We start from the raw sequence: 11242 nt of genomic DNA, 5'->3' as shown, positions 1-11242 counted from the left end.
CTCCGAACTGACATCTTATTTCTTCTTCGAATTTAAACGATAGGAAAGCTGCATCAGACTCTCGGACAGATGCACATTTTCCACATAGGCATCGTCCGGCAGGTTCAGATCCACATGGGCGAAATTCCAGATTGCGCGGACGCCGTAGCTATAGAGATCCTGCGCCACCTGCACGGCATGTTCCTTGGGGATCGCGAGAGTTACAATGGCGATATCGTTTTCCTTCAGGAAATTTTCTAAAACTCCCATGGACATGATTTTGATATCACGCACCTTTTTTCCGACCAGCTCCGGGTTCGCGTCAAAGATGCCTTTGATCACAAAACCCTTTGTCTCAAAATTAGAATAACCGGCCAGAGCTTTTCCAAGGTTGCCCCCGCCGATGATAATCATATTGTGAATCTTGTCTAAACCCAGGATCTTGCCGATCTCTGTTTTCAGATACTCCACGTTATAGCCGTAGCCCTGCTGGCCGAAACCGCCGAAATTGTTCAAATCCTGACGGATCTGAGAGGCGGTCACTCCCATCCTCTTGCTGAGTTCGTCGGAAGAAATTCTCTCCACGTTCTCACCCTCAAGATCCGATAAATAGCGATAATATCTGGGCAGCCGCTTAATCACCGCGGCTGAAATTTGTTTTTGCTGCAAAAGGAGACACCTTCCTTTCTCTCTATGGGGTTAATTATAAATGTTGGGAAAACCATTGTCAATGCCGTTCTATAGCAAACCCGGCTGAAAGGCTCGGTGATACGCCTATTTCCGGCATTTTCTCACTGCATTTTCCAATCTTTTGAGCATCTGTCTGACATTTTCTTCCGGGCACGCCAAGACAATCCGAACAAAACCTTCCCCCGCTTTTCCAAAGACGTAGCCTTGGTTGAAAAACAGGTTTTCTTCCTCCATGGCTGCTTCCAGCTCTTTCCCGGAAAGTCCCAGCTCCCGGCAGTCCAGCCATGCCATATAAGTTCCATCCATCCGGTATGCCCGAATCTCCGGCAGCCGGTCTTCGAGGAACGCTTCCAATATTCTTCGGTTACGGTCCACCAGCTCCAACAGCTCGTCCAGCCAGCCCTCGCACTGATCATAGGCAGCCTGGCAGGCCACATAAGAGAGCGCGCCGCGCATATCCTCTTCACACTGATCCACCGTTAGGGCAAACCGCTTTCTGAGTTCCGGATTTGTGATCAGGATATTCGAAATCTGGAGTCCGGCCAGGTTAAAAGTTTTGCTGGGGGAGGTGCAGGTGATGGTCCGCGCCGCCGCTTCCTCCGAAAGGGTGGCGAAAACTGTGTGGGAATGGCCGGGCAGAATCAGATCCGAATGAATCTCGTCGGACACAATCGGAAACGAAAAAGCGCGGCAGGCATCATAGACCTGCTCCAAAACCTCACGCTCCCACACAACGCCTCCAGGGTTGTGCGGGTTGCAAAAAATCATCAGTTTGACGCGAGGATCCGCCGCTTTCCTTCTCAAATCCTCGAAATCAATTTCATAGTGATCTCCCAGATCTTTCAAAGGACATTCGATCACTTCCCTTTGATTCTGGCGGACCACCCGATAGAACGGCGGATAAACCGGCGTGAAAATCAAAACGCCGTCCCCTGGCTCTGTAAAGGTTCTGACACAGTGCCAGAGCGCGTTCACCACTCCCGGAGTCGTGACAATCGTGTCTGTTCCCACACTCCAGCCATGTCTTTTTTTCATCCAGCCCACCACGGACCGGCGGTATTCTTCGGTCTCGGCGGGATAGCCGAGATTGTAAGTATCTAAAAACTCCTTGATGGCATCCACCACCTCCGGAGGATTTTTCAAGTCCATATCCGCTACGGAAAAAGGAATGACGCCGTTCGGAAGCTCACTGCATTTTTCTTTCATCCTCTTCCATTTCAAGGAACCAACCTGAGCCCGGTTCACAGCAGTCGTAAAATCATAAGACATTTCGTCACCTCATCTCGTCTTTTTCACATACTTGTTTTTATTTTAACAGAAATGGCCGGAAAACGCAAATAAAATTTAACAATCTTAGCTGAATCCTTACGTTTCCCCGGCGAAAACCCTTGCAGGCCGAACGCCTTTATATTATACTGGTACAGGGATTTCCAACTCTTTCGGGAATCTTTTACAACGGAGGGACTAAAAAATGGTACTATCCTGCAACAATCTTTCCAAAGCATTTTTAGACGAACCGCTGTTCTCCGGCGGAAGCTTTCGGATTGAAGAAAAAGAAAAAGCGGCGATTGTCGGCATCAACGGAGCCGGAAAATCGACCTTATTAAAAATATTGATCGGGGAGCTGACCCCGGATACCGGGGAAGTGATTCTGGCCAAGGGAAAAACCATCGGCTACCTGGCCCAACACCAAGATTTATCCACAGACCGGACCATCTTTGAAGAAGTTCTGCAGGCCAAACAAGATGTCTTGGCGCTGGAACAGGAAATCCGCAGGCTGGAGACTGAGATGAAGGCCGCAACGGGTGAAGAGCTTTCCTCGATGATGGAGACCTATGCCCGACTGAATCATGAATTTGAACAAAAAGACGGCTACGCCTGCCAGAGTGAAATCACCGGGATCTTAAAGGGCCTGGGCTTTGCGGAAGATGAATTCCAGAAAAAATATGCCGCGCTTTCCGGCGGCCAGAAGACTCGTGTCGCCCTCGGCCGCCTGCTTTTGGAGAAGCCTGATCTTCTCCTCCTCGACGAGCCCACCAACCATCTGGACATTCACTCCGTCACCTGGCTGGAAAATTATCTGCGCGGATATGGGGGAAGTGTGATTTTGGTTGCCCACGACCGCTATTTTCTGGACCGCATCGTCACCAAGGTGATCGAGGTGGAAGGTGGTAAAGTCACCACGTTCAGCGGAAATTACAGTGCTTACGCAGAAAAGAAGAAAATGCTGAGGGATGCGGCGCTCCGCCAGTACCTGAATCAGCAGCAGGAAATCAAGCATCAGGAAGCTGTCATCGCGAAACTGCGCTCCTTTAACCGGGAAAAATCCATCAAGCGGGCGGAAAGCCGTGAGAAACTTTTGGCAAAGACGGAACGATTGGAAAAGCCGGCGGAACTGAAAGATTCCATGTTCTTCACCCTGGAACCCAATGAGATGAGCGGAAATGACGTGCTGACCGTGCGGAACTTGTCCAAAACCTACGGCAGCCATACGCTTTTTCATGAGGTGGATCTCGATATCAAGCGAGGCGAGCGAATCGCAGTGATCGGCGCCAACGGAACCGGAAAGACCACTTTATTAAAGATCATCAACGGCCTGGTAAAACCGGACACCGGCAGCTGTCTTCTCGGCTCCCGCGTTGCCATCGGCTATTATGATCAGGAACAGCAGCTTTTAACCGAGGAAAACACGCTATTTGAGGAGATCCAAAATGCCTACCCCAACCTGAACAATACGACGATCCGGAATACCCTGGCTGCCTTTTTGTTCACCGGGGACGATGTGTTCAAACGGGTTTCCGAACTCTCCGGCGGAGAGCGGGGCCGGATGGCTCTGGCAAAACTGATTCTCTCTCCCTGCAATTTCCTGATCCTCGACGAGCCGACCAACCACCTGGACATGACCTCCAAGGAGATTTTAGAGCAGGCACTCTCCCATTACATGGGAACGATCCTCTACGTCTCCCACGACCGGTACTTCGTCAATCAGACTGCTACCCGGATCCTGGAACTGACCGGGGAAACCTTCATCAACTATCTGGGCAATTATGATTATTATCTGGAAAAAAAGGAGGAGCTGACAGCCCTCTACACCGCTCCCACAGTGGCGGAGCCCGCTAAGGCGGCTACAGAAACCGCAGGCGCGGACTGGAAGGCCCAGAAAGAAGAACAGGCCAGGGAGCGGAAGCGCCGGAATGACATGAAAAAGATCGAAGAAAAAATCGATTCCCTGGAAAAACGGTCCGCTGAGATCGACGAACTCCTGACCCACGAAGATGTCTATACCAATGTGTCTGAATGTCTCAAGTTAAACCGGGAGCAGGAAGAACTGAAACAGACCATGGATCAACTGTTTGAAGAATGGGAAGCTTTGGAGAGCCAATGACGGCTCTCCTTTTTTCTGTCCTGAAATCGGTTCGTCGCGTGATTTGATGCGGCGGATTTCAGCAAGTTTCCAACCATTTTCCTGTTTCACTTGGCTGGATAAAATCTGATCTGACGGTTATCTGCCAATTTTGCTAGTCTGCATGGGAAGCATTTTTCCCTGTTTTGCCTGCCTGGATAAAATTGTTTTCCCGATTGACACCTTTTCTTTTTGGGGGTATAATTCCATTATTGTTCTATTTCGAACTATTATTAATAAGGAGGTTTCCAATGCCAAATCATTTTTGGGACAGCGTCTCCCTTTCCAAACGGCTGTATGCCAAATGGATGACCCCTCTTTCCAAGCAATATCAGCTCACCCGAATGGAGCTAGATATCCTGCTCTTTCTCGCCAACAATCCGGGTTACGACACGGCCGCCGACATAATCCATACCCGTCAGCTGACCAAGTCCCATGTATCTTCCTCCGTCGACCGGTTGGTCAGTCTGGGCTATCTGGAACGGACTTATCAGCCGGGAAACAGCAAGCTGATCCATCTGTCGATCCTGCCTGCGGCGGCTCCCTTGGTCGAGGCCGGAAGGTTTGCCCAGCAACAGTTTTACCAGGCCCTTTTCCGTGGATTTACTCCGGAGGAACGAAAAAGTTTGGAATATCTCTCAAAGAAGATTGGGGAGAACCTGCGCGACGCTTTGGAAGGCGCGCAATAAAAGAAGGAGGTTATTTTCGTGCTTTACAAACTGTTTATCTGCTTTGTCGCCGGCATCGGAGCCGGACTAGGAACCGGTTTTGCCGGTATGAGCGCCGCTGCCGTGATCAGTCCGATGCTGATTACCTTTCTGGGCGTTCCCGCCTATGAGGCTGTCGGCATCGCTCTTGCCAGCGACGTTCTAGCCAGCGCGGTCAGCGCCTATACCTACGGAAAAAACAAGAATCTGGACATCAAAAACGGCCTTGTGATGATGGCTTTTGTCCTCTGCTTTACCCTGGTCGGAAGCTGGGCCGCCAGTCTTCTCCCCAACAGCACCATGGGAGGCTTCTCCACTTTCATGACACTGCTCCTCGGCATCAAATTTATTGTCCGCCCGGTCATGACCACAAAGGAAAACATGGCAACGGTCAGCAGAAAAAAACGGATCCTTCAATCCATGATCTGCGGCGTCGTTATCGGCCTGATCTGCGGTTTTGTCGGAGCCGGAGGCGGAATGATGATGCTCTTGATCCTGACCAGCGTGCTGGGCTATGAGCTGAAAACCGCGGTTGGAACCAGTGTATTTATCATGACCTTCACCGCCTTAACCGGCGCGGTCAGCCACTTCACCATCGGCAGCGCTCCGGATCCCTGGTGCCTGGTCTTCTGCGTTCTCTCCACCCTGCTCTGGGCGCGGATCGCAGCCAAATTTGCCAATAAAGCCAGCGCCATCATATTAAACCGCGCCACCGGCGTGGTCCTGACAATCCTCGGCGCGGCGATTCTGGCGGTGAACTACCTGTAAGTTTCTTTTCGTACGCGAAATAAAAGAGGCTGCCGCAAAAATAGTTTTTTCATACCAGATATCGGCTTTTGTATCCCAAGCGGTATATCTGGTAGAAAATTTCTATTTTGCGACAGCCTCTTATGCTTTTTACTATATTTTAGATACTCCTCCTTCTCCCCCTCGTTTTTCTTCCAGCCCCCAGATCCGGCGGTCTTTGCGGAAAATCAGGCAAGTAAACATGCCGAGGAATCCGAGAAGCAAGAACAGCAAGGCCGCCCCGGAGCCTTTTCCCGTTCCGAACAGCGCCGTCAGAATCCTGCCGGGACGCTGATTTGCCATAAATGGTTCGAACACTTGGTCCACCAGAATCCCGCCGAGAAAGTAACCCACCGGGATCGTGAAAAATTGCAGCGTGTTCCGGGCCGCGTACACTCTCCCCTGCATGGATACCGGAATGTAACTGCGGAACAATACGTCCATGTTGGCGTTCATAACCGGGATATTGATCCATCCGAGGATCGCGCCCAGGCACCAGACCGGGACGCTCCTTCCAAAGGCCAGGATAAAATTCTCCGTGCTCATGGAAATCAGCAGCGTATTGCAGATCACCCGCACCCGGCTTTTGGGCGCCGGAAGGGCCGAAGCGATCAGGCTTCCGGTCAGCATGGCAAGGCCAGTCACCGTGTTGACGATACCCAGCGCCGTCTCCCCTCCTCCGTCCCGTGAGAGCAGCATGGCGGGGAAAGCCGCATTGTAAATCGAGGCAGTCAGGTTGATGGCCGCCAGAAACAAGATCAGATCCAGAACACCGCGGTGCTCCCGCAGGTAGCGCAGGCCGCCCTTGGCGGATGTCCAGATACTCTCCTCCGGCGCACCCCCTTTGGGAGCTTCCGGTATTTTCACCAAAAACAACAGGGATAAAAAGGCGGCGGCAAAGGTGAACAGGTCAAAATAAATTACTGCCTGGATGCTCGTAAAGGACAGCAGCGCCGTAGCTAAAACCGGCGTCAGGATGCTGACCAACGAGTTGGAGAAGGACCGGAGTCCGCTGACTTTCTGATAATGCTTCTTCGGCGTCAGCAAGCTGATGGTCACATCGGCAGCCGGCTGCTGAATGGTATTCATCAGCCCGTTCAAAGCATTCAGGCAGTACAAATGCCAGATTTCCAGCCTCCCGGCCGAAAGCAGAATCAAGATGGCCACGGTGCAGAGCGCCGCCACGCTGTCGCTGATTAGCATCATCCATTTTTTGTTCCACCGGTCGGTAAACGCACCGGCGAAAATGCTCATCACCACATAAGGCGCATAGGAGCAGACCGATAAAAGCGCGGTGGTCAGCGCCGATCCTTTCTCCTGGTAAGACCAGATCACCAGCGCAAAATTCGTCATGGAACTGCCCAGGGAAGAAAATGCCTGGGTCGCCCACAGGATCAAAAAGTTTTTCAGTTCTTGAATGGTTTTGTAAAAATGGTTCATTGAGACTTTGCTCCTTTTCTATGTTTGATCGACTCAAGCAAAAAAAGCAAAGTCCGCCGGGCGAATTCTTATCCCGTTTTCTCACTCCATGCAGATTCGCCCGAATCAGACCTTGCATGGAGCAGAAACAATGCAGAGCTTCATCTCAATATCCCTTCTATCAAATCTAACTTTTCCATCGGTTCTTACGCTGCGACCTCTGAAAAAACTTCCTTCGTTCCTTACTCTTCGACCTCTGGAAACCCTTCCATGAATTCTAACTCTTCAACTTCTGGAAACCCTTCTATCATTTCTCTTTCAGATATTCTTCCACCACATCCAACGTTTCCTGGATCTCCGCGTCTCCGTGGGCCATGGAGACAAACATGGCCTCAAACTGGGAGGGCGCTACGTAGATACCATGGTCGTACATGTGATTGGCGTAGTCCGAAAAAGCCTTGGTGTCGGAACGCTTCGCGGAAGCGTAGTCGATGACGGCATCCGGGGTGAAGAACACGCAGCCAAGGGACCCCACCGTATTGAGAACAGCCGGGATCTCATACTCTTTCAAAAGACGTCCGATTCCGCCAAACAGACGGGCCGCCCTCGCATTCAATTCCTGGTACCATTCCGGATGGTCCTTCAGCAAAGTCAGCTGGGTAAACCCTGCCGCCATGGCCACCGGGTTTCCGGACAGGGTCCCTGCCTGATAAACCGCTCCTACCGGTGAAACCACGCTCATAACATCCCGCCGTCCGCCGTAAGCACCCACCGGCATTCCGGCTCCGATGATCTTTCCAAAGGTGGTCAGATCCGGGCGGACACCGAAATATCCCTGGGCTCCATCCGCCTTTAGACGGAACCCGGTGATCACCTCGTCAAAGATCAAGAGACTTCCGTTTTCATCGCAGAGCGCTCTGAGCCCGGAAAGGAAGCCCTCCTCCGGCAGAACAACGCCCATATTAGCGCCGACCGGCTCCACGATCACAGCCGCGATCTGGCCGTCCCAGCGCTCGAACAGTTCTTTCACGCTTTCCAGGTTATTGTAATCTGCGGTCAGCGTGTCCCTGGTGCACCCGTCCGGAACTCCGCTGCTGTCGGGAACCCCCGCCGTCATGACGCCGGAGCCGGCCTTCACCAAGAGGCCGTCGCTGTGGCCGTGGTAACAGCCGTTGAATTTCACAATTTTGTCTCGGCCCGTAAAGCCTCTGGCGGCCCGAATCGCGCTCATCACGGCCTCAGTGCCGGAATTTACCATCCGCACCATCTCGATGGAAGGCACCATCTCACAGATCAGTTTTGCCATCCGCACTTCCATCTCCGTGGCGGCCCCATAGCTTAAGCCGCGGGAAGCCGCTTCCACTACGCTCTCCCGGATCGCCGGGTGATTGTGCCCCAGGATCATCGGGCCCCAGGAACAGACGTAATCAATGTATTCCTGCCCGTCCTCATCCGTCATCCTGGCGCCGTCCGCCGAACGGATGAACCGCGGAACGCTCCCGATGGACTGGAACGCGCGGACCGGGCTGTTCACGCCGCCGGGTATGTATTTTTGAGCCTCCTGAAACAGGCTCTCCGAACGCTTCGTACTCATCCGATTCTCCCTTCCTTCATGCACTGGGCCAGCTCTTTGGCAAAATAGGTCAGATAGATATCCGCCCCGGCCCGATAAGTGCTGACCGCAATCTCGCACATCATGGCGGTCTCATCAATAAAGCCCATCTGGGCCGCCGCCTTCACCATGCTGTACTCGCCGCTGACATTGTAGGCCGCAATCGGAACATGGACCTTATCTTTTAAATCGTGGATCACATCGCCGAAGGCCATGGCAGGCTTTACCATGATGATGTCCGCTCCCTCTTCGATGTCCGTGAGCGCTTCCTTGACGCCCTCGCGGCGGTTGTGGAAATCCATCTGATAAGATTTCCGGTCGCCGAAGGCAGGGGCCGAATCCGCCGCCTCCCGGAACGGACCGTAGAAGGCGGACGCATATTTCACGGCATAGGACATGATCGGTACGTTCTGATAACCGTTCTGATCCAAAAGGGCCCGGATCGCCGCGACGCGGCCGTCCATCATATCGGACGGGGCCACCATATCTGCTCCGGCCTGCACCTGAGACAGGGCGATCTTCGCCAGATAGCCGAGAGTCGTGTCATTGTCCACGTCCTGGCCGTGCAGAATTCCGCAGTGGCCGTGGGAAGTATATTCACACATACACACGTCGCCGATCAGGTACATTTCCGGGAAACGCTCCTTGATGGCCCGGAAGCCTTTCTGGACAATGCCGTCCTCGGCGTAAGCGCCGCTGCCCACCTCATCCTTGTGATCGGGGATCCCGAACAGCATCACCTTATCCACACCGGCGTTCAGCATGTCCTCCATCTTATATAGCAGACGGTCCACCGTATAGCGGTACTGGCCGGCCATGGAGGATATCTCTTCTTCTTTCCCCTCTCCCTCCATCACGAAGACCGGATAAATCAGAGACGACGGATCCATGCGCGTCTCTCTCACCATCTTCCGCAGGCTCTCGCCGTAGCGCAGCCTTCTGGGTCTTTTTATCATTTCCATCTTTGTATCCTTCTTTCTATTTGATTCCTGATTGCCTGCCAATCGTTTGTGGATCATATTTCAATCATTTTCGAATCGTTATCCTGCTATCCCTTCCCTGCCAGAGACCTACTCTTCGTTTTCTTCACTCATTTCTGTGCTCCGGCTTCGGTGTACCCGTCTGGTCAATTCCACAAGGCTCTCGATGGAAGCCTCCTCGGAGGTCACAGTCTTCATCCCCAGCGCCTCGGCCTGGGCTCTGGTTTTTTCTCCGATACAAAGCGCCTGCACCCCGGAAAAGTCCACGCCGGAAGCCACGGCGGCAAAGCCGCGCACCGTGGACGCGCTGGTAAAGATCACCAGCGTATCCGGATCCTTTTCCAGTTCTTCCTTGATATCGAGAATCACGGGTTTTTCGTAATGTGTCTCATAGACCGGCAGATCCTTCACGGTCAAATCCGACCTCTTTGACAATTCTTCTAAAATTTCCGGACTTCCCTTCGCCGCACGGGGAAGCAGAATCGCCGCATGTTCCTCGCAGGTTTCCGCCAGGAGACGGCCCAGCATTGCCCCGTCATATACCTTCGGCACCAGATCCGGAAACAGGCCGCGCGCCTTACATTCCCTGGCCGTGCCGCTGCCGATGGCAGCCAGCTTTTTCCCTGCTAATATCCGGATATCCTGCCCCTTATCCCTCATCCGATCAAAGAAAATCCGAACCCCCGCGGGGCTGGTAAAGGCCAGCCAGGTATACTCGTCAAGATGTTCCATGACCTCGTCCAAAGCCGGATTTTCTGCAATCGGGCTAGTCGAAATGGCCGGGATTTCCAAAACCTCTGCGCCCTCGTCTCTCAGCCTTCTGGAAAGCTCTGAAGCACTCTCCCTGGGCCGCGTGACAATCACACGGCAGCCGAACAGCGGCCGCTTCTCCGCCCAGGCAAAGGATTCGCTGTAGCGGCAGACTCCGCCGACCACGATGATCGCCGGAGTGCCGATGGATGCGCGTCCCGCTTCCTCCGGCAGGGAATTTAAGTCCGCCACCACCCGCCGCTGTCCGGAGGTGGTTCCCTTTTCCAGGATCGCAGCCGGAGTATCCCCCGGCATGCCCGCGGCAAGCAGCCCCTCGCAGATCTCACGAAGGGCAGACACTCCCATCAGGAATACCAGCGTTCCTTTCAGACGAACCAGCGCTTCAAAATCCAGGGAAAGCGGCTCGCCTTTTTTCTTATGTCCCGTGATGATATGCACCGATGAACACTCATTCCGGTGGGTCACTGGAATTCCATTGTAAGCCGGCACGGAAATCGCCGAGGTGACACCTGGCACCACCTCAAAAGGGATCTGATTTGCGGCAAGCAGCTCCAACTCCTCGCCGCCCCGGCCGAACAGGAACGGATCCCCCCCTTTCAGGCGGACCACCCGTTTCCCTTCTTTCGCCTTTTTCAGCAATATCTGATTGATCTCCTCCTGGGAGCGGATGTGATGGCTGGCGCGCTTTCCCACATTGATCCGTTCGGCAGACAGCGGCGCCAGGGCAAGAATCTCCGCCCCCACCAGCGCGTCGTAGACCAGAACCTCAGCGCTTTCTAAAACCGCCTTTCCCTTTAGGGTAAGCAGTCCCAAATCCGACGGTCCGGCGCCGACCAGCCAGACTTTTCCTTCTTTTCCCATCCGTTTCTCCTCCTGTACCATACCTTTTTCTGAC

General features: G+C 53.3%; 9 protein-coding genes. 3 read left to right on the top strand and 6 right to left on the bottom strand.

Annotated elements, in window-relative coordinates:
• Window positions 1–15: 15 nt before the first annotated feature.
• Together MUB23_RS03310 and MUB23_RS03305 are read right to left on the bottom strand one after the other, a co-directional pair.
• Window positions 16–648 carry a redox-sensing transcriptional repressor Rex gene (locus MUB23_RS03310; protein ID WP_244798789.1) on the bottom strand — a complete coding sequence of 211 codons (633 nt, stop codon included), beginning with the start codon at window positions 646–648 and terminating at the stop codon, window positions 16–18.
• A gap of 105 nt (window positions 649–753) precedes the next feature.
• The gene (locus MUB23_RS03305) at window positions 754–1938 is read right to left on the bottom strand and encodes a MalY/PatB family protein (protein ID WP_244798787.1); all 1185 of its coding nucleotides are present in this window, start codon (window positions 1936–1938) and stop codon (window positions 754–756) included.
• A gap of 202 nt (window positions 1939–2140) precedes the next feature.
• Here MUB23_RS03305 and MUB23_RS03300 point away from each other — a divergent pair, with 202 nt between their 5' ends.
• The 3 genes from MUB23_RS03300 to MUB23_RS03290 all read left to right on the top strand — a co-directional run bounded on the left by MUB23_RS03300 (window position 2141) and on the right by MUB23_RS03290 (window position 5547).
• A complete protein-coding gene (locus MUB23_RS03300) occupies window positions 2141–4054 on the top strand; it encodes an ABC-F family ATP-binding cassette domain-containing protein (RefSeq protein WP_244798785.1) in 1914 nt (637 codons plus the stop codon).
• A gap of 269 nt (window positions 4055–4323) precedes the next feature.
• Window positions 4324–4761, top strand: a complete 438-nt coding sequence (locus MUB23_RS03295) for a MarR family winged helix-turn-helix transcriptional regulator (RefSeq protein ID WP_244798783.1) — start codon at window positions 4324–4326, stop codon at window positions 4759–4761.
• Window positions 4762–4779: 18 nt separating this feature from the next.
• Window positions 4780–5547 carry a sulfite exporter TauE/SafE family protein gene (locus MUB23_RS03290; protein WP_244798782.1) on the top strand — a complete coding sequence of 256 codons (768 nt, stop codon included), beginning with the start codon at window positions 4780–4782 and terminating at the stop codon, window positions 5545–5547.
• A gap of 132 nt (window positions 5548–5679) precedes the next feature.
• Here MUB23_RS03290 and MUB23_RS03285 read toward each other — a convergent pair whose 3' ends face one another.
• From MUB23_RS03285 to cobA, 4 genes are all read right to left on the bottom strand, one after another.
• Window positions 5680–7005 (bottom strand): MFS transporter, encoded by a 1326-nt coding sequence (locus MUB23_RS03285; protein WP_244798780.1) that lies wholly within the window; start codon window positions 7003–7005, stop codon window positions 5680–5682.
• Window positions 7006–7291: 286 nt separating this feature from the next.
• Window positions 7292–8578, bottom strand: coding sequence for a glutamate-1-semialdehyde 2,1-aminomutase (gene hemL, locus MUB23_RS03280; RefSeq protein ID WP_244798779.1), 1287 nt, complete (start codon window positions 8576–8578; stop codon window positions 7292–7294).
• Window positions 8575–9558 (bottom strand): porphobilinogen synthase, encoded by a 984-nt coding sequence (gene hemB, locus MUB23_RS03275; protein WP_244798778.1) that lies wholly within the window; start codon window positions 9556–9558, stop codon window positions 8575–8577. Before hemB ends, hemL begins: the two co-directional genes overlap by 4 nt.
• Window positions 9559–9666: 108 nt before the next feature.
• A complete protein-coding gene (cobA, locus tag MUB23_RS03270; RefSeq protein ID WP_244798777.1) occupies window positions 9667–11208 on the bottom strand; it encodes a uroporphyrinogen-III C-methyltransferase in 1542 nt (513 codons plus the stop codon).
• Window positions 11209–11242: the final 34 nt, after the last annotated feature.

It is taken from the genome of Cuneatibacter sp. NSJ-177 (assembly GCF_022867805.1).
Lineage (GTDB): Bacteria > Bacillota > Clostridia > Lachnospirales > Lachnospiraceae > Pseudolachnospira.
This window is presented reverse-complemented; position numbering and strand designations above follow the sequence as displayed.

What these genes read in the sequence shown, in the direction of transcription:
- MUB23_RS03285 (WP_244798780.1), bottom strand. Translation starts at nt 7,005, where the DNA reads ATGAACCATTTTTACAAAACCATTCAAGAACTGAAAAACTTTTTGATC.
- hemL (WP_244798779.1), bottom strand. Translation starts at nt 8,578, where the DNA reads ATGAGTACGAAGCGTTCGGAGAGCCTGTTTCAGGAGGCTCAAAAATAC.
- hemB (WP_244798778.1), bottom strand. Translation starts at nt 9,558, where the DNA reads ATGGAAATGATAAAAAGACCCAGAAGGCTGCGCTACGGCGAGAGCCTG.
- MUB23_RS03300 (WP_244798785.1), top strand. Translation starts at nt 2,141, where the DNA reads ATGGTACTATCCTGCAACAATCTTTCCAAAGCATTTTTAGACGAACCG.
- cobA (WP_244798777.1), bottom strand. Translation starts at nt 11,208, where the DNA reads ATGGGAAAAGAAGGAAAAGTCTGGCTGGTCGGCGCCGGACCGTCGGAT.
- MUB23_RS03305 (WP_244798787.1), bottom strand. Translation starts at nt 1,938, where the DNA reads ATGTCTTATGATTTTACGACTGCTGTGAACCGGGCTCAGGTTGGTTCC.
- MUB23_RS03295 (WP_244798783.1), top strand. Translation starts at nt 4,324, where the DNA reads ATGCCAAATCATTTTTGGGACAGCGTCTCCCTTTCCAAACGGCTGTAT.